Source organism: Oricola indica, assembly GCF_965227485.1.
In the GTDB taxonomy this organism is placed as follows: domain Bacteria; phylum Pseudomonadota; class Alphaproteobacteria; order Rhizobiales; family Rhizobiaceae; genus Oricola; species Oricola indica.
The window spans coordinates 848,262-866,014 of sequence record NZ_OZ245747.1 but is presented as its reverse complement, the minus strand read 5'-3'; the positions used below and the strand labels follow the sequence as shown (position 1 = coordinate 866,014).

At 62.6% G+C, this 17,753-nt stretch carries 16 protein-coding genes; 4 read left to right on the top strand and 12 right to left on the bottom strand.

Going from position 1 to position 17,753, the window contains the following annotated elements; translation table 11 throughout:
* Positions 1-84 precede the first annotated feature (84 nt).
* Positions 85-336: a DUF1674 domain-containing protein gene (locus ACQK2M_RS04535; RefSeq protein ID WP_223477337.1), complete on the top strand. Its 252-nt coding sequence runs from the start codon at positions 85-87 to the stop codon at positions 334-336.
* Between the two features lie 295 nt (positions 337-631).
* On the top strand, positions 632-1,948 hold the full coding sequence (locus ACQK2M_RS04530) for a vWA domain-containing protein (protein WP_425416814.1): 1,317 nt from the start codon (positions 632-634) through the stop codon (positions 1,946-1,948).
* A gap of 303 nt (positions 1,949-2,251) precedes the next feature.
* On the opposite strand, the gene ACQK2M_RS04525 is transcribed toward ACQK2M_RS04530, so the two are convergent.
* The 3 genes from ACQK2M_RS04525 to ACQK2M_RS04515 all read right to left on the bottom strand — a co-directional run bounded on the left by ACQK2M_RS04525 (position 2,252) and on the right by ACQK2M_RS04515 (position 5,958).
* Entirely contained in the window at positions 2,252-2,668 is a 417-nt protein-coding gene (locus ACQK2M_RS04525) for a hypothetical protein (RefSeq protein ID WP_425416813.1), read from the bottom strand.
* A 132-nt stretch (positions 2,669-2,800) separates the two neighbouring features.
* Positions 2,801-4,750 (bottom strand): acetate--CoA ligase, encoded by a 1,950-nt coding sequence (gene acs / locus ACQK2M_RS04520; protein WP_223477340.1) that lies wholly within the window; start codon positions 4,748-4,750, stop codon positions 2,801-2,803.
* 224 nt (positions 4,751-4,974) lie between these two features.
* Positions 4,975-5,958 (bottom strand): NAD-dependent epimerase/dehydratase family protein, encoded by a 984-nt coding sequence (locus tag ACQK2M_RS04515; protein ID WP_425416812.1) that lies wholly within the window; start codon positions 5,956-5,958, stop codon positions 4,975-4,977.
* Between the two features lie 95 nt (positions 5,959-6,053).
* Here ACQK2M_RS04515 and ACQK2M_RS04510 point away from each other — a divergent pair, with 95 nt between their 5' ends.
* Complete coding sequence (locus ACQK2M_RS04510; protein ID WP_223477342.1) at positions 6,054-6,959, top strand: LysR family transcriptional regulator; 906 nt, start codon at positions 6,054-6,056, stop codon at positions 6,957-6,959.
* Here the strand turns inward: ACQK2M_RS04510 and ACQK2M_RS04505 are convergent.
* Entirely contained in the window at positions 6,949-8,163 is a 1,215-nt protein-coding gene (locus tag ACQK2M_RS04505; protein ID WP_425416811.1) for an MFS transporter, read from the bottom strand. The genes ACQK2M_RS04510 and ACQK2M_RS04505 overlap by 11 nt on opposite strands.
* Complete coding sequence (locus ACQK2M_RS04500) at positions 8,160-8,927, bottom strand: DeoR/GlpR family DNA-binding transcription regulator (RefSeq protein ID WP_425416810.1); 768 nt, start codon at positions 8,925-8,927, stop codon at positions 8,160-8,162. The genes ACQK2M_RS04505 and ACQK2M_RS04500 overlap by 4 nt, the downstream gene beginning before the upstream one ends.
* A 147-nt stretch (positions 8,928-9,074) precedes the next feature.
* Between ACQK2M_RS04500 and ACQK2M_RS04495 the strand changes: the two genes are divergently transcribed.
* On the top strand, positions 9,075-9,224 hold the full coding sequence (locus tag ACQK2M_RS04495; protein ID WP_223477345.1) for a DUF3309 family protein: 150 nt from the start codon (positions 9,075-9,077) through the stop codon (positions 9,222-9,224).
* 3 nt (positions 9,225-9,227) lie between these two features.
* Here the strand turns inward: ACQK2M_RS04495 and ACQK2M_RS04490 are convergent, their stop codons facing one another.
* From ACQK2M_RS04490 to ACQK2M_RS04460, 7 genes are all read right to left on the bottom strand, one after another.
* Entirely contained in the window at positions 9,228-9,653 is a 426-nt protein-coding gene (locus tag ACQK2M_RS04490; protein ID WP_425416809.1) for a type II toxin-antitoxin system VapC family toxin, read from the bottom strand.
* Positions 9,650-9,934, bottom strand: a complete 285-nt coding sequence (locus ACQK2M_RS04485; protein WP_223477347.1) for a FitA-like ribbon-helix-helix domain-containing protein — start codon at positions 9,932-9,934, stop codon at positions 9,650-9,652. Before ACQK2M_RS04485 ends, ACQK2M_RS04490 begins: the two co-directional genes overlap by 4 nt.
* Positions 9,935-10,114: 180 nt before the next feature.
* The gene (gene pyc, locus ACQK2M_RS04480) at positions 10,115-13,579 is read right to left on the bottom strand and encodes a pyruvate carboxylase (RefSeq protein WP_425416808.1); all 3,465 of its coding nucleotides are present in this window, start codon (positions 13,577-13,579) and stop codon (positions 10,115-10,117) included.
* Positions 13,580-13,657: 78 nt separating this feature from the next.
* Entirely contained in the window at positions 13,658-15,262 is a 1,605-nt protein-coding gene (locus ACQK2M_RS04475) for an acyl-CoA dehydrogenase family protein (protein WP_425416807.1), read from the bottom strand.
* Positions 15,259-15,756 carry a MarR family winged helix-turn-helix transcriptional regulator gene (locus ACQK2M_RS04470; protein WP_425416806.1) on the bottom strand — a complete coding sequence of 166 codons (498 nt, stop codon included), beginning with the start codon at positions 15,754-15,756 and terminating at the stop codon, positions 15,259-15,261. The genes ACQK2M_RS04475 and ACQK2M_RS04470 overlap by 4 nt, the downstream gene beginning before the upstream one ends.
* Before the next feature lie 97 nt (positions 15,757-15,853).
* Positions 15,854-17,170 (bottom strand): TRAP transporter large permease, encoded by a 1,317-nt coding sequence (locus ACQK2M_RS04465; protein ID WP_425416805.1) that lies wholly within the window; start codon positions 17,168-17,170, stop codon positions 15,854-15,856.
* Positions 17,167-17,748: a TRAP transporter small permease gene (locus ACQK2M_RS04460; protein ID WP_425416804.1), complete on the bottom strand. Its 582-nt coding sequence runs from the start codon at positions 17,746-17,748 to the stop codon at positions 17,167-17,169. Before ACQK2M_RS04460 ends, ACQK2M_RS04465 begins: the two co-directional genes overlap by 4 nt.
* Positions 17,749-17,753 lie beyond the last annotated feature (5 nt).

The following is a 17,753-nucleotide window of genomic DNA, read 5'->3' as shown; positions in this document are numbered from 1 at the left end:
TGGACTCGGGCCGTGTCAGGCCTATAATAGTGTGTGCGCCGAGGCGCATTTTCAACGGCAAAGCGGCATGGCCGGACGGATAGGATGAGCGACGATATGGACAAGGACGGAGCGGACGAAACGGCCGTCGGCGAAACCGGCTCCGAATCCGCGCCGGCGAAGACACCGGACATGCTGCCACCGGCGGCGCGTCGCGCACTCGCCGAGGCCGAGGCGCGCCGCGCCGAAATGGCCGCCGCCGAGGAAAAGCGCCGCCGCGAAATCGGCGGGCGTGGCGGCAAGGATCCAGCCCGATACGGGGACTGGGAGGTCAAGGGCATAGCCGTCGACTTCTGAGCGCCGTTCGAGGGCTCTGTCCCGGAACGGGAGACCGGGCGCCGATTCCAGCGCCCACAGGGATCCGATAAAGCAAGCAATTCCAACGGTTCCCGGTCAATGATTTCGCGGATCTGAACGCCATTACGCGAATTCGGGCTTATGCGTTAACCCCACGTTTAGCGCGTTTGATAATCGAATCCCTAAAGCCCGCCGAAATTAGCCATCCGAAAACGAAGTGCACCCTATTTTGCGCGCCAAGAGGCATGGAGTCTGCCCGGCGGACACCGAAACCAAGCCTAGCAGGAGATTGGCCGTGCGCACCGTATTGAACTGTCTCAAGGATTTCGCCCGCGACAAGCGCGGGAACTTCGCCACCATGTTCGTCGTGATGGGAACAACCCTTCTCATGGGGTCCGCGCTGGCGATCGACGTGGCACGGATGTTCCAGGTTCACAACAAGCTTGTCTTCGCCGTCGATGCGGCCGTCCTCGCGACGACGCAGGGGCTGACGCTTGGCGACATCGAATTGAAGGATGCCGAAACCGCTGTGCGGAAATACATCGACGCCAATCTCGACGAGCGCAACATCACCGCAAAAACGGTCGATATCGATTCCATCAAGGTGGACAAGGTCAACCGCTCGCTCGAGGTCAAGGCGCACACGCTCATGCCGATGACCTTCACGGGTATCGTCGGCTACGACAATCATCGCATCGACGCGACCTCCAAGGCCCAGTTCTCGAACACGGAGGTCGAGGTCGTCATGGCGCTCGACGTCACCGGCTCGATGGACAGCAAGATCGGCGGCCGTTACTCGCCGACGAAGCTGTCCGCGCTCAAGGATGCCGCCAAGCTCGGCGTCAAGACGCTGTTCGAGGATATGGACAGCGGCGACCGAATCCGCGTCGGACTCGTCCCCTATTCGGAGGCGGTCAACGCGGAACCGGTGATCGACAAGATTTCGACCACAGGCGTCACCAAAACCTATTGCAGCGGCTGGTGGTGGAACCAGAACTGCTGGACCGAGACGACATATCCGGACTGCGTGCGCGAACGCACCGGGCCGCAACGCTTCACGGATGCCTTCGCAAGCCCGTCCGCGAAGATCGGTTCGTCCGAATATAGCTGCCCGAACGCCAAGATCCTTCCGTTGACGGCCAGCCAGAGCACGCTCAACAACCGAATCGACAGCTTCAGAGCCGACGGGTGTACAGCGGGCCATATCGCCATCGCCTGGGCCTATTACATGATGTCCTCGAAATGGAACTCGGCATGGCCGACCGATTCGAAGGCGGCCGATTTCGACGAGCCGGGCACCAGCAAATACGCCATCATCATGACCGATGGCGAGTTCAACACCTTCGAATCGAACGGTCACTCCTGCTCGAGCTATGGCACCAACTTGTCAGAGGACTACGCGCTCGGCCTGTGCAGCGCGATGAAGAACAGCGGCATCAAGGTCTATTCGATCGCCTTCGCAGCCGGCTCCTCCGCCGAATCGCTGATGAAGAGTTGTGCTTCGTCCTCCAACGGATCGAAGAACTATTACAACGCGACGAACGAAGACAGCCTTGAAGCCGCGTTCCTCGAGATCGCGCGCGACATCAAGGGCCTGCGGCTGGTCAACTGACCGGCAGGCATGCGATGCAACGAAATGAAAAGGCCGCCCGAGAGGGCGGCCTTCGCAATTCCGGGTGCCGGTCGGTCGTCAGACCGCGGCGCTTGCGCGCCAATCCGGCTGCACGGGACATCGCTGTCCGTCAGAGGCTGCTCCGACGGAGTGAGACCCGCATAGACCGCACCGAAACCATAGAACCACTCGACATCGGATCACCTCCTTTCGATTGTTGAAGACAAGCCTAATGTGAAGGCACATCTCCGATTTCGCAAGGGGTTGGCCGAAATCCGTCAGGCAGACGGTCCGGGCTGCGCGTCAGCCGCCCAGCGGGATCGTGCAATTCGCTTTCAGCGGCACCCAGTTCGAGAACCGGTAGTCGCCCGCGCCGCGCGCCGCGATCCGGTATTTCGCGTCGATCTTGTGGTGAATGGAAAGCGTCCGCGAGATCTCGGCGACATATTTCCCGTTGATCTTCTTGGCCATCACCGTCTGGATCGGACCGGCGCCCTGGCCGTGGCGGATCATCATGTAGCGAACCGGACCGGCCTTGGTCGTGTAGATCCAAGCCTTCATCTTGGCGTTTGCCGGGCAGGCATTGGTCGCCGGCGACTTGATCGCGAGCATCGCCGACTTGACGTCGAACGGTCCCGATCCGCCCTGCTGGAAATTGCCTCCGGCCATTGCGCCGGTCGATATCGCGGCGAGCGCCGCGGCAAGGATGAATTTTTTCATTGTCGTCTCCATGAAACGAACCTCGAGGCCTGCGCCTGCGGATTCACGTTGTGTGTTGGAGACGAAAATGACACAGGCGGCCGAAGCCGCCTGTGCTTGAGGTCACAAGGTCGGTGCCGACCCGAGCGCGGATCAGCGCTTGTTCTGGCGATTCTCGATCAGGTCGTCGACCACCGACGGATCGGCGAGCGTCGAGGTGTCGCCAAGTGCGCCGAAATCGTCCTCGGCGATCTTGCGCAGAATGCGGCGCATGATCTTGCCGGAACGGGTCTTCGGAAGTCCCGGCGCGAACTGGATCTTGTCCGGCGAGGCGATCGGACCGATCTCGGTGCGCACATGCTTGACCAGTTCCTTGCGCACTTCGTCGGAGCCTTCGGTCCCTTCCATCAGGGTCACGTAGCAATAGATGCCCTGACCCTTCATGTCGTGCGGATAGCCCACCACGGCGGCCTCGGAAACGGCGTCGTGGCTCACCAGGGCGGATTCCACCTCGGCGGTGCCCATGCGGTGCCCCGACACGTTGATCACGTCATCGACGCGGCCGGTGATCCAGTAGTAGCCATCGGCATCGCGCCGGCAGCCATCGCCGGTGAAATACTTGCCCTTGTAGGCCGAGAAATAGGTCTGCACGAAGCGATCATGGTCGCCATAGACCGTGCGCATCTGGCCCGGCCATGAATCGATGATGCACAGATTGCCGTCGGCGGTTCCCTCCAGCACATCGCCATCGGCATCGACCAGTTGCGGCTGCACGCCGAAGAAGGGCCGCGTTGCCGAGCCCGGCTTCAGATTGGTCGCACCCGGCAGCGGCGTGATCATGATGCCGCCGGTCTCGGTCTGCCACCATGTATCGACGATCGGGCAGCGCTTCTCGCCGACGACATTGTAATACCATTCCCAGGCTTCCGGATTGATCGGCTCGCCGACCGAACCCAGCGTGCGCAGCGTCTTGCGCGACGACTTCTTCACATGCTCGTCGCCTGCTCCCATCAGGGCACGGATGGCGGTCGGCGCGGTGTAGAAGATATTGACCTTGTGCTTGTCGATAACGTCCCAGAAGCGCGACGGCGTCGGATAGGTCGGGACGCCCTCGAACATCAGCGTCGTAGCGCCGTTCGCCAGCGGTCCGTAGACGATATAGGAGTGGCCGGTGACCCAGCCGACATCCGCGCCGCACCAATAGACGTCGCCCTCGTGATAGTCGAAGACATATTCATGCGTCATCGACGCATAGACGAGGTAGCCCCCGGTCGTGTGCAGCACGCCCTTCGGCTTGCCGGTCGAGCCCGAGGTGTAAAGGATGAACAGCGGATCCTCGGCCTTCATCTTGGCGGGCGGGCAATCCGGTTTCGCGCTGGCGATCGCCTCATGATACCAGATATCACGATCCTCGAACCACTCGATCTTGCCGGCGGTGCGCTGGACGACGAGCACATTGTCGACCTTCACTTCCTCGCGTTCCGCGATCTCGATGGCGAGGTCGGTATTGTGCTTGAGCGGAATCTTCTTGCCGCCGCGCAATCCCTCATCGGCCGTGATGACGAAGTTGGATTTGCAATCGACGATGCGTCCGGCGAGCGCGTCCGGCGAGAAGCCGCCGAAGACGATCGAATGGATCGCGCCGATGCGCGCGCAGGCGAGCATCGCAAAGGCCGCCTCGGGGATCATCGGCATGTAGATGGTGACGCGGTCGCCCTTCTTGACGCCGTTCGACTTCATCACATTGGCGAGCCGGCAGACCTTGTCGTAAAGCTCGTTATAGGTGATGTGCTTGTCGTCGTAGGGATTGTCGCCTTCCCAGATGATCGCGGTCTGGTTGCCGCGCTTTTTCAGGTGGCGGTCGATGCAGTTGTAGGAAACATTGGTGACGCCGTCCTCGAACCACTTGATCGAGACCTTGCCCTTGAAAGAGGTGTTCTTGACCTTCGTGTAGGGCTTGAACCAGTCGATGCGCTTGCCGTGCTTTGCCCAGAACTTGTCCGGCGAACTGATGCTCTGCTTGTACCATTTCAGGTATTTGTCATCGTCGATCAGCGCGCGCTTCTTGGCGTCCGGCAAAACTCGATAGACAGGACTGGACATTCATTACCTCCCCGGGATTCCTAGGATTTCGACGTTTTGGGCAGGCACGGAATACGCCTCCTCCATGCCCAAGTACCCGTATTGTGTGCGGTTTATAGCGAAGTGAGTCCATAGGTAAATTAGACCAAGGGCGCTCATCCATGGGCGAAACATGCGGCAAAACGCACCGCAAGTTTACCTTGCAGTGCGCCACGTCAATCCAGGCGGCCGACCGCGAATCCAGCTCAGGCAACAACGGTGCGCTGCGCCGGCCCGGTCCCTGCCGCGGACGGACGGTCGAGTTTCATGTCGGCGATGGCCTCGGCCAGTGCGGTTTCGAGCGGGCGGTGCGGCTCGGAGCCGATCAGCGCTTCCAGCCTGCCATTCGCCAGCGAATGCGGGACGCGCCAGAGATAGGACATTTTCACAATTTCCCGCAGGACGGGATTGAACAGGCCGATGGCGCGCAGCAGGATCCAGGGCGTGTTCGCGCGTTTCAGCGGACGGCCTGCCGCCGTCTCGGCCGCCGCATGCATCTCTTCGCCGGTCACGGCATGGCCGCGGAAATGCAGAACGGTGAACGGATCCGTTTCACCGCGCCTTTCGGCCACCCGCACGAAGGTCTCCGCGAGATCCGGCAGATAGGCGAAGGCATGGACAAGGTTCCAGGGGCCCGGCCATGTCATCCTGTCCTTCTTCAGGTCCTTCAGGATCATCAGGTCGAGCCAGCTTTCCGGCCGTGTGCCGCCGAAGAAATCGCCAGCACGGATGATGATCGTCCTGACGCCTTTTTGCCGCGCTGCGCGCTCGTAGAGCGCTTCCATCGCGATGCGCAGCCGGGCCTTTTCGGTGTCGCCGGAAAACGGCGCGTCTTCATCCGTATCCGGCCGGATCGTGTAGCCAAAATTGTAGACATTGCCGGGGATCATGATCGTCGCGCCCGCCGCTTCGGCCGCCGCCAGGACGTTTTCGGCCAGCGGGATGATCGTGTCGGTCCAGTCGTCATAGGCCGGATTGAGCGTGTGCACGATGACATCGGCGCCCGCACAGGCGGCGATCAGCGCATCCCGGTCGAATGCATCCGCCGACACCGGCTCGACGCCGGCCGCCAAAGTCTTCACCTTCGCGCCCCGCGCGACGCCGCGCACACGCCAGCCGGCATCGAGAAACGCCCTTGCCACCGCGTCGCCATTGCGTCCGGCGGCTCCGAGAATTGCAACTGTCTGCATGATCCGTCTCCTTGGATTCGATTGATGCAGACGATCTAGGAAATTCATGAACGAATGAATATGAATGAGAATTGATCTATGCTATTCATTATTGAATGGATGATCGTCGCTTCGACTGGAACCTGATCAAGAGTTTCCTCGCCGTGCTCGACGCCGGGACGCTTTCCGGTGCGGCTTCCGCGACCGGAACCTCGCAACCGACGCTCGGACGCCATGTCGACGAACTGGAGACGTTGACCGGCCTGGTGCTGTTCGAACGCGGCCGGTCCGGCATGACGCCGACCCGAAACGCCCTCGCGCTGGCAGCGGAAGCCCGCGCCATGCAGGCTGGTGCCGACAGTTTCGCGATGGCAGCCGCCGGCAGGGAGACCGCCGTCGAGGGCACGATCCGCATTACCGCGTCCGAAGTCGTCTCGACCTTCCTTCTGCCCGACATGCTTGTCGCGCTCGCCGAGGAGGAACCCGCGCTCGAGATAGAACTCGTCGCCAGCGACTCGGTGCAGAACCTTATCGCCCGTGATGCCGATATCGCGGTGCGGATGGTTCGCCCGGTCCAGAACGACCTGATCGTCCGCAAGGTCAACGAGGCCGCCATGGGCGCATTCGCGCATCGCGACTATCTCGCGAGACACGGCACGCCGAGCGGGCCTGACGACGTCTTTTCCCACCGCATCATCGGCCAGGACAGGGGCGACCTGGTCCTGCGCGGAATGGCTGCTCTCGGCATGACATGCGAGCGCTCGGCATTCACCTTCCGGACCGACCATCCGATCGCGTCATGGCAGTTGCTGCGGTCGGGTGCCGGGATCGGCTTCGCGCAGGTGGCCATCGCGGCCCGGGCGCCCGAGCTCGTGCGCATCCTGCCGCAATTGCGGATCGACCCGCTGCCCTACTGGCTCTGCTCGCATCGCGAGTTACGCCATAGCGCCAAGGTGCGCCGCGTCTATGATTTCCTGGCCGAACGGTTCTCGGCCCTGCCGCTCGGCGAACTCAGATCCTGAGCGAGCGCAATGAGAGCGAAAGGGCGGCGGTCGCGATCAGCACCACGGAGAAAGCGGCGAAGATCACCGCGAGGCCGAAATGCTCCGCGACGAAGCCGAGAACCGCAGGCGCCGTCAGCGCGCCCGAATACCCGAAGGCGGTGACGATCCCGATCCCGATGGCCGGTTCAATGCCCGGAAACCGGCCACCGGCCGAAAAGACGATCGGCACCATGTTGGCAAGGCCAAGGCCGCAGATCAGGAAGCCGACAATCACCATCGGCATACCCTCCGACAGGCCGGCGAAGGCAAAGCCGATGCTGGCGATCAGCGCCGAGACGAGGAACGTCCGTCCATCGCCGAACCGGTCTCGGATGCCATCCCCCAGGAAGCGCATCAGCGCCATCGTCCCGGAAAACGCCGCGAAGGCATAACCCGCGATCGCCACGGGCGCGCCGTGATCCTTGGCGAGGTAAAGAGCGCTCCAGTCGAGGATGGACCCCTCCGGCACGAAGGACAGGAAGGCGCAGATGCCGAGCAGATAGATACCGAAACCGCGTGGAAGCAGGGCGAGAATACGCCCGAACGAGAATGCCTTCTTCTCTGTGGTCTCCTCGACGGCCAGCAGTTTGGCATCCTTGAAATAGAAGAACTGCGCGCCGATCACGAGGATTCCGGTCAAGACCAGCACGCCGATCGAATGACCCATGTCGCCGAAGCGCGACAGCATCCAGCCGCCCAACGGCGCACCCGTCAAACCGCCGAGGCTCCAGAAACCGTGGCACGACGACATGATCGCCCGGCCGCGCGCCTTTTCCACGCTGACGGCATTGGCGTTCATCGCGCCGTCCATCGCGCCCATGAAAACGCCGAGCCAGAGCATTGAAAAAGCCGTGACGGCAACGTTCGGCGACAGGGAAATCAGCAGCAGGCCCGGCACCAAAAGGAACGATGTCCATCGCACGATACGGTCGGACCCGTAACGTGTCGTCAGGACCGCGCCCGTGAGCAGGGCAATCAGCGCACCAACCCCGAACATGATGACCAGCGCGCCAAGGACGGATTCGCTGATTGCCAGCCGTTCCGCCAGGACGGGGATCTTCGGTGCCCAGTGGCCAACGACGAAACCATTGGCGTAAAAGGCGGCCGAAACCGCCCAGCGCGACGAAGACCTGTATTGCGGCGCGCGCAGCGCACCGTCTCCGGTTGTGTTTGCCACGCTCATTGTCCGCATCTCCTTATGTTCGCGCCGGCGGCGCGACAGGCTTCGACTGCCGCCTCGGGCGCATCCGCTTCGACCAGAACGGCGGTGCAATCGGCAAGCTCCAGCACGTGAAACGGCGCCGCCGTCATCAGCTTGGCCGTCGTCACCGGCACGATGGTCATCGCGCTGGCGCCGGCGATGGCGCGCTTGAAGCTCGCATCCTCGGCGTGAACCGCGGAGATGCCGGCCCGTGGATCGACGCCGCAGGCGCCGAGAAAGCAGATGTCCGGACGAAAATTGCGCGCCGCATTAATGGCTTCCGCGCCGATCGCCGCCCCGACCGTCCTGTCCACAAGGCCGCCGATGGAGACGACGTCGCAATCGCCGCGCAGCGTGAGCGCGCTGGCGATTTGCGGCGCGTTGGTGATGCAGGTCAGGCCGAAATCGCGCGGCAGTGCATCGGCGATGGCTAGATTGGTCGACGCGGCGTCAAGGAACACGCTGGACCCTTCCGCGATCCAGTCGATGGCGGCGCGAGCAAGCGCCGACTTGGCTTCGGACTGCTGTCGCGAGCGTTCGTCGAGCGTGCCGGTGGAAACGGCGGGACGCAGCGCGCCGCCATAGACGCGTTGGCAAAGGCCGCGCGCGGAAAGATCGCGCAAGTCCCGACGGATCGTGTCTTCCGAAACGTCGAGCTCGCGCGCCAGATCGACGGCGACGACCTTTCCGTCCGTCTGAAGACGGCTTGCGATGAGGTCCAGCCTTTCGCCGGGGAGCATGCTCATGACGGTTTCCTAAATCGTGCAGAAACGCGCATAAACGTGCAGAAACACGGAGTCAACAGACATTCGCATCACGATGCGCCGACCGGCGTGGGAACCGTTTCAACTCACCTGACGTTATGGGGTGGCAACCCGTTGAAAGGAACCGCCATGACCGTCGGCACTATTCTTCTGATTATCCTGATCCTGCTCCTGATCGGCGCCATCCCCGCGCGCGGACGCTTCGGCAACGCCCCGCTCGGCATTGTCGGCACGATCCTGGTGATCGTCGTGATTCTTATGCTGCTTGGGATGATCTAGAAGTCAACGTTGGACTTCAAATGGATTTAAGACGCCGATTTCGAGTAAATCGAAATCACGTACATTGCGTGTGGCGAGGTTAGCGCCATACGCTTTGCATATGGCGGCTATCATGGCGTCCATAACGGAAATCGGGCGCCCAGCCGCTTCCCGCGCAGCGCGAATTTCGCCAAATCGAAACGCCACGTGCTGATCAAACTCCAGCACGCGATTGATGAATTGCCCGGTGAGTAATCCTTCCAGAGCTTCGAGAAACCGGGTTGACCCATCGCGTAGCCGAATGCGCTGCCCGCCATAGGCCAGTTCCGCGACGACGGGAGCGCAAAGATAGAGCTCCCCCGGATCCACGCGCCGCAGCCAGTCAGCAACATTTGCGTCGGGAACGGATTTCGCAATCTCCGAAATAACGTTGGTGTCGAGGAGGATCATCCGGGATCGGGAACAGTTCGGCCCATGTCCTCGCGCCCGGCCTCGACACCTTCCATCAGCTTACCATGGTCCGCATCGGAGAGATGAGCACCGGCGAATGCCCTGCGCATTGCGTCATAGGCGGTTTCGCCCGCCGGAGCCTGCTTCTCCAGATCGGCTAAAAGCCCCTTGCGAAGCAGTTCCTTTACCTCATCGGAAAGGCTGCGGCCTGTCTCTCTCGCGCGGCGCGAGATATCGGCCTTCAGATGATCGGGGATATTGCGGATGAGAAGATCGCTCACTGTCAACCTCGGTTTGATATCGATGATATCATCGAGTTTCGATTTTGTAAAACTTCTCTGTTAACGCAGTATATAGCATTTCACTGAGTATTGCCGATCGAGCGCATCATTTCACAAAGACACACGCAGCTAACGTTCCAGTCTCGAAGTTTTCCAAGTGCGCTTCATCCGTAACGGCCGTCAGCCCTCGTAGACGACCAGCAAGTCCTTTGCGTCGATCTGGTCGCCCGCCTTGACCGCGACTTCGGCGATTGTGCCGTCGCGTTCGGCGTGGATGGCCGTCTCCATCTTCATCGCCTCGATTGAAACCAGCACGTCGCCCGCCTTGACCTCCTGGCCGGCAGAGACGCCGATGGTGGAGATCACGCCCGGCATCGGCGCTCCGACGTGAGCCTCGTTGCCGGGCTCGGCCTTGCGGCGTGCGGCAGAGCCGGCTGCGCCATGCGCCCGGTCGGGCACCTTGATCCGGCGCGGCTGACCGTTCAGCTCGAAGAAGACGGTGACCATGCCCTTCTCGTCCGTCTCGCCGACGGCGAGGCAGCGAATGACAAGCGTCTTGCCCTTCTCGATCTCGGCCAGCACTTCCTCTTCCTGACCGAGTCCGTAGAAATAGACCGGTGTCGGCAGTGCGGAGACCGGGCCATACATGGCCTGGGCGTGCCCGAAATCGGTGAAGACCTTCGGATACATCAGGTAGGACGCGAACTCGAACTCGCTGACCTCGCGCTCCAGCTTCTCCTCGATTTCCCTACGCTTCGCATCCAGATCGGCCGGCGGCAGCAGCGAGCCGGGCACGTCGGTATAGGGCGTCTCGTTCTTCAGCACCTTCTTCTGGATGCCCTCGGGCCATCCGGAAGGCGGCTGGCCGAGATCGCCGCGCATCATCGACACGACGGAATCCGGGAAGGCGATGTCCTTGTCCGGATTGGTGACGTCATCGACGGTCATGTCCTGGCTGACCATCATCAGCGCCATGTCGCCGACCACCTTGGAGGACGGCGTCACCTTGACGATATCGCCAAACATCATGTTGACGTCGTGATAGGCGCGCGCCACCTCGTGCCAGCGCGTCTCGAGACCGAGCGAGCGCGCCTGTTCCTTGAGATTGGTGAACTGGCCGCCCGGCATCTCGTGCAGATAGACCTCCGAGGCGGGGCCCTTCAGGTCGCTTTCGAAGGCGGCATACTGGTTGCGCACCGCCTCCCAATAGAAGGAGATCTTGCGAATCCACTCCGCGTCGAGCCCCGGATCGCGTTCGGTGCCGCGCAGCGCCTCGACGATGGAGCCGAGGCAGGGCTGCGAGGTGTTGCCGGAGAAGGAATCCATCGCCGCATCGACCGCGTCGACGCCGCTGTCCACCGCCGCAAGCACCGTCGCAGCGGAGATGCCCGACGTGTCGTGGGTGTGGAAATGGATCGGCAGGTCGGTTGATTCACGCAGCGCCTTGAACAGCACCCGCGCCGCCGCCGGCTTGAGAAGACCGGCCATGTCCTTGACGGCCAGCATGTGCGCGCCGGCCTTTTCCAGTTCGCCCGCCAGTTCGACATAATATTTCAGGTCGTATTTCGGGCGCGCGGAATTCAGGATGTCGCCGGTGTAGCAGATCGTCGCTTCGCAGATCCTGTTTTCCTCGCACACGGCGTCCATCGAGACGCGCATGTTGTCGACCCAGTTGAGGCAGTCGAAGACGCGGAAAAGGTCGATCCCGCCGGCAGCCGCCTGGCGCACGAAATGCTTGACCACATTGTCGGGATAGTTGGTGTAGCCGACGCCGTTGGCGCCGCGCAGCAGCATCTGCAGCAACAGGTTGGGAACCTGCTCGCGGATTTTCGCCAGCCGCTCCCACGGATCCTCGGTGAGGAAGCGCATCGCGACATCGAAGGTCGCGCCACCCCAGCATTCCAGCGACAGGAGTTGCGGAAGCACCCGCGCATAACAGCCCGAGATCTTCACGATATCGTCGGTGCGCATGCGCGTCGCCAGAAGGCTCTGGTGGCCGTCGCGCATGGTCGTGTCGGTCAGATAGACCTGGTTTTCCGCCCGCAGCCACTTGGCGAAACCTTCCGGTCCGAGCTCGTCCAGCTTGCGCTTGGTGCCGCCCTCGGGGATCTTGATGCCCGGCCACGGCACGATCGGCGGCGCGGCGTCCGCCGGCGGCAGCGGCCTGCCCTTGGTCTCTGGATGCCCGTTTACCGTCACGTCGGCGATATAGGTCACCAGTTTGGTCGCCCGGTCGGCGCGCTTCACCTGCTCGAACAGTTCCGGCGTGCTGTCGATGAACTTGGTCGTGTAGGTGTTGTTGCGGAATTTCTCGTGGCCGATGATCGCCTCGAGGAAGGTCAGGTTCGTCGCCACGCCGCGAATACGGAACTCGCGCAGCGCGCGGTCCATGCGGTTGATCGCCTCCTGCGGGGTCGGCGCCCAGGCCGTCACCTTTTCCAGAAGCGGATCGTAGAAGCGGGTGATCACCGCGCCGGAATAGGCCGTGCCGCCGTCGAGCCGGATGCCGAAGCCGGTTGCGCCGCGATAGGCGGTGATGCGGCCGTAATCGGGAATGAAGTTCTGTTCCGGGTCTTCCGTGGTGATCCGGCATTGCAGCGCATGACCGTTGAGCTTGATGTCTTCCTGTTTCGGAACGCCCGATTCCGGCGTGCCGATCGCCGCGCCTTCGAGGATGTGGATCTGCGCCTTGACGATGTCGATGCCGGTGACCTCCTCGGTCACGGTGTGCTCGACCTGGATGCGCGGATTGACCTCGATGAAGTAGAATTTGCCGGTGTCGGCATCCATGAGATACTCGACGGTGCCCGCGCCGATATAGCTCGTGGCATTGGCGATACGCAGCGAGTATTCGGCCAGCTCGGCGCGCTGTTCGGCGTTGAGATAGGGTGCCGGCGCGCGCTCCACGACCTTCTGGTTGCGCCGCTGGATCGAGCAATCGCGCTCGAACAGGTGAACGGCGTTGCCATGCGTGTCGCCGAGAATCTGGCTCTCGACGTGGCGCGCGTTCTCGACCAGCTTTTCCAGATAGACCTCGTCCTTGCCGAAGGCCGCGCGCGCCTCGCGCTTGGCTTCCAGAACTTCGCGCTCGATCTCGCCTTCCGAGCGGATCACGCGCATGCCGCGGCCCCCGCCACCCCAGGACGCCTTGAGCATCACCGGGTAGCCGACCTCAAGCGCCATTGTCTTCACGGCGTTCATGTCATCGGGAAGCGGTTCGGTCGCCGGAACGACGGGAACGCCCGCAGAAATGGCGAGATTGCGTGCGGCGACCTTGTTGCCAAGCGCCCGCATGGTCTCGGGCTTCGGCCCGATGAAGGTGACACCTGCCGCTTCGCAGGCCTCGACGAATTCCGGGCTTTCCGACAGGAGGCCGTAACCCGGGTGGATCGCGTCCGCGCCGGAAATGCGCGCAACCCTCAGAACTTCCTCGATCGACAGATAGCTCTCGATCGGCCCCAATTCGCGGTCGAGATGCGGCCCGCGACCGACCTGATAGCTCTCGTCGGCCTTGAACCGGTGGAGCGCAAGCTTGTCCTCCTCGGCCCAGATTGCAACGGTCTTGATCCCGAGTTCATTGGCCGCGCGGAACACGCGAATGGCGATTTCGGAACGGTTGGCGACAAGAATTTTCTTGATGGACAAGGCTATGGATCCGGTCTGGCGTGAAAGTCAGACAGATTCTTTAGCGGCTATTTTTGTGCAGCGCAAACTCGCTTGCGTTCAGCTCTCGGCCTCGGCCATCAGACGCCCGAATTGCGCCCGCATCTCATGCGGCGCGCGACGCGCGACGAAGGATGCGACACGGGCGTAGCGGTCGGGATCGGGCGACGCGGCGCTTTTCGATGCGATCCGGGCCCACAATGCCAGGAACAGAACCTGTCCGCTCAACTGCATGAAATCATGCGCCAGACGGGACGGATCGTCCGCCGCGCGAACAGTGTCGCGCGCCGTCGTCCAGAGATCGGCGGCCTCGTCCAGCGACGCCGCGCCCGTTTCCTCCGCGATCCCGCTGATGAGTTCGCCAAACGCATCGGCGCCGGTGCCCACACGAAGCCCCCGCGATGCGAGCGCACCGGCATGAATGCCGTTCGCGCCCTCATAGATCGCTGTGATCCGCGCATCGCGATAGGTCTGCTCGACCCGATATTCGCGCAGATAGCCGTAGCCGCCGAGGATTTGCGTGCCGAGTTCGGCCGCGCGCATGCCGGCCTGCGAACAGAACACCTTGGCGACCGGCGTCAGGAATTCGACCAGATCCGGATTTTCGCCGGTTTCGAGAATGACAAGGGCCAGATGCGCGATGGCGCGGGCACCGATCGCCAGCGAGTCCATCTCATCGAGCATGCGGCGAACGTCCGCGTGGCTGTCGAGCGTCGCCGGAGATCCGTCCGCACGCCGGCCCTGGACACGGTCGGCCGCATAGACGCGGGCAATGTCGACGGCGCGCGACGCGTGCGCCACGCCCTGCAGGGAAACATCGAGGCGCGCATGGTTCATCAGCGTGAACATCGCCTTCAATCCCTCGCCCGGCTGGCCGATCAGCTCGGCCTCGGCTCCGTCGAAGACCATCTGGCAGGTGGGCGACGCGTGAAGGCCCATCTTCTCCTCGATCCGGGCGACGGAAACCGCATTGCGCACGCCGCCTGCCGTCTCCGACGGGCAGAGGAACAGCGACAAGCCGCGAATGCCGTCATCGGATGTCCGCGCCAGTACGAGATGCAGAATGCCGTCGCTGACATCCTGATCGCCACCCGAGATGAAAATCTTCTCTCCCGCGATCCGCCAGCCGTCGCCGGTTTCAGAGGCGCGACACCGGATGCGCGACAGGTCGGAGCCCGCGCCGGGTTCCGTCAGGCACATCGTCGCCAGCCATTCACCGGAGGCGAGCGGCGGGATCATTCGCGCCTTCTGGTCGTCGGTTCCGAATGCCATGATCGTCCGGATTGCGCCCGGCACCAGCCCGGCGACCATCTGCATGGAATGGCAGGCGCCGGAAAAGATCTCGCTGACGATCGCGGCGACAGCGCCGCCCATCGCCTGTCCGCCGAAGTCCTCCGGCGCGGTCAGCCCCGGCCAGCCCTGCTCGACATAGGCCGCATAGGCCTGTTTGAACCCGTCCGGCAGACGGACCCGGCCGTTCTCGAGCCTTGCGCCCTGGCTGTCGCCCGGTTCGTCGAGCGGCGCGATCTCGCCCTCCGCGAAGGCGGCGAAATGCCCGGCCAGCTCGGCAGCGAGATCGGCATCCCAATCGGTAATGCGATGCGCGCCGGCAATATCGTTCAGGCTGAACAGGAGGTCGGCGATTGGCGTCGAAAAGGGTTTCATCGTGCAGCTCCCGAAATCGCGCCGACCGGCGGCTTGTTTCCTGCATTTTCGACAAGACCCAGGGCGGCGACCAGCATGGCCTTGCCGTCGGCGCCGATCGCCGAGAACAGCCGGGCCTCATGCGCCTCCACGGCGCGACGCGCCGCGGTGCAAAGGCGTTCGCCGGCCGATGTGGCGCGCAAGGCATGACTGCGCCGATCCCTTGGCGATTGTCCCCGCGCGATCCAGCCGGCCTGTTCCAGTTCGTCGACAATGGTGACGAGATTGGAACGCTCGACGGCCAGCACGCCGGCAAGTTGGGTCTGGCTGAGATCGGGATTTTCGACGATCAGAAGTAGCGCGGTGAAGGTGATCATGCGCAGGCCGAACGGCTCGAGCGTCCGCACCAGATCGGCCTGGACGGCATTCGATGCGCGCTTGAGCGCGTAGCCCGCGAAGCTCCGCAAAACACTGTCGGATACGGGATCAGGCGCCAGTTCGGCTGTCTCTGTCATCTTGATATCGGCCTCCTGAATTTCCGATATCAGAGATAATTGTTATACGCCATAACAATATCGCCGAACGAAGGCCGCGCGATTGCCGCGTCGCAGATCAGGCCGGCAGCAGGAACAGCGTGATGGCCGGGAACATGACGAGGATCGCCACGCGGACGATGTCGGAGCCGACAAAGAACAGCACGCTCTTGTAGGTCGACGTCATCGGGGTTTCGCGATCCATCGCATTGATGATGAAGAGATTCATGCCGACAGGCGGCGTGATCAGCCCGACCTCCACCACGATCAGGACGAGAATGCCGAACCAGATCGCCAGATGCTCCGGCGTCATTCCGAAATCGAGCGCGCTGATGACCGGGAAGAAGATCGGAATCGTCAGCAGGATCATCGACAGGGAATCCATCAGGCAGCCGAAGATCAGGTAGAAGACGAGGATCAGCATCAGCACGCCCCACGGGCTGAACCCCTGGCTGACGACGAAGCTGGACAGTTCCTGCGGCACCTGGCTCAGCGCCAGGAACGAATTGTAGAAGCCGGCACCCAGAACGATGAAGAAGATCATCGCCGTCGACATCGCCGTCGAAAGGATGCTGTCGGCGAAGACCTTCCAGTTGAGATTGCCCGAGAGAAGCGCGATCAGCCCGGTGCCGGCCGCACCGACCGCCGCGCCCTCCGTCGGCGTGAACCAGCCGAGATAGATGCCGCCCACCACGACGAGAAAGACGATCAGCACGGGCCAGACATCAAGCAGCGCGCGGATACGTTCCGCATAGGGCTGCGGCTCGCGCGTGCCAGCCGCATCGGGATAAAGCCGCACATAAATCGAGATCGTGATCATGTAGCCGATCGCGGCGAGCACGCCCGGAATGAAGGCGGCAAGGAACAATTTGGCGATGTTCTGCTCGGTCAGGATCGCATAGATCACAAGAATGACCGAAGGCGGGATCAGGATGCCCAGCGTGCCGCCGGCGGCGAGCGTCGCAGTGGAAAACCCGCCCGAATAGCCGTAGCGGCGCAGTTCCGGGAGCGCCACACGGCTCATCGTCGCCGCGGTGGCCAGCGACGAGCCGCAGATCGCGCCGAAACCGGCGCAAGCCCCGACGGCTGCCATGGCGACGCCGCCGCGCCGGTGGCCGAGCCAGCTTTCAGCCGCCTTGAACAGCGCCGACGACATGCCGGAAAGCGTCGCGAACTGCCCCATCAGAAGGAACATCGGAATGATCGACAGCGAGTAGCTGGAAAATGTCGTGTAGGTTTCGGTCTTGAGCTTGGCGAGGAACACCGTCGGCCCGCCCATCGCGAGATAGAGCCCGCCGATGCCGCACAGCATCATGGCAAGGCCGATCGGCGCGCGCAGGAAGATCAGCACCAACAGCACGGGAAAGGACAGATATCCCATTTCGAGCATGCTCAATGGGCCGCTCCTTCAGACCGCGGCAGGTAGTGGCCGCCGGTGATAAGCCCGAAAACGCGGGCGATGGCGCAATAGACCCCGACGATGACCGCCACGACCGAACCGGCGAAACTTGCCGCATAGGCCCACCAGATCGGAAATTGCAGGAGAAAGGTCGTCTCGCCATTGCCGAACTTGGACTGCAGTCCTTCATAGAGACGCCAGCAAATGACCACGAGCAAGGTGGCCAGCGCGACCTCCCAGAAGGCGACGATGAAGCGATTGACCGCCTTCGGCATCAGGTTGGTGAAGACATCGACCGTCGCGTGACCGCCATGCAGCTGGCAGATCGGCAGGAAGGCGAAGATGGAAAAGGCGATACCGGCCTCGACCACCTCGAAATCACCCTTCACCGGGCCGAAGGTTTTCAGCATGTCGGCGAGAGCCGGAACCAGCCCCTCCAGGAACTCGGAATGACCGAGCGTATTAAAACCGCGCCCGATGACGCTGACGCAGGTCAGGACGACCAGCGCGGTGAGCACGATACCGCCGACAAGCGCCATGACGCGCGCCAGCAGCTCCATCAACCTGAGAATCAAGCCGC

Coding starts and splice junctions, on each gene's coding strand:
- ACQK2M_RS04535 (WP_223477337.1), top strand. CDS start 85: ATGAGCGACGATATGGACAAGGACGGAGCGGACGAAACGGCCGTCGGC.
- ACQK2M_RS04525 (WP_425416813.1), bottom strand. CDS start 2,668: ATGAAAAAATTCATCCTTGCCGCGGCGCTCGCCGCGATATCGACCGGC.
- acs (WP_223477340.1), bottom strand. CDS start 4,750: ATGTCCAGTCCTGTCTATCGAGTTTTGCCGGACGCCAAGAAGCGCGCG.
- ACQK2M_RS04515 (WP_425416812.1), bottom strand. CDS start 5,958: ATGCAGACAGTTGCAATTCTCGGAGCCGCCGGACGCAATGGCGACGCG.
- ACQK2M_RS04510 (WP_223477342.1), top strand. CDS start 6,054: ATGGATGATCGTCGCTTCGACTGGAACCTGATCAAGAGTTTCCTCGCC.
- ACQK2M_RS04505 (WP_425416811.1), bottom strand. CDS start 8,163: ATGAGCGTGGCAAACACAACCGGAGACGGTGCGCTGCGCGCGCCGCAA.
- ACQK2M_RS04500 (WP_425416810.1), bottom strand. CDS start 8,927: ATGAGCATGCTCCCCGGCGAAAGGCTGGACCTCATCGCAAGCCGTCTT.
- ACQK2M_RS04495 (WP_223477345.1), top strand. CDS start 9,075: ATGACCGTCGGCACTATTCTTCTGATTATCCTGATCCTGCTCCTGATC.
- ACQK2M_RS04490 (WP_425416809.1), bottom strand. CDS start 9,653: ATGATCCTCCTCGACACCAACGTTATTTCGGAGATTGCGAAATCCGTT.
- ACQK2M_RS04475 (WP_425416807.1), bottom strand. CDS start 15,262: ATGAAACCCTTTTCGACGCCAATCGCCGACCTCCTGTTCAGCCTGAAC.
- ACQK2M_RS04470 (WP_425416806.1), bottom strand. CDS start 15,756: ATGACAGAGACAGCCGAACTGGCGCCTGATCCCGTATCCGACAGTGTT.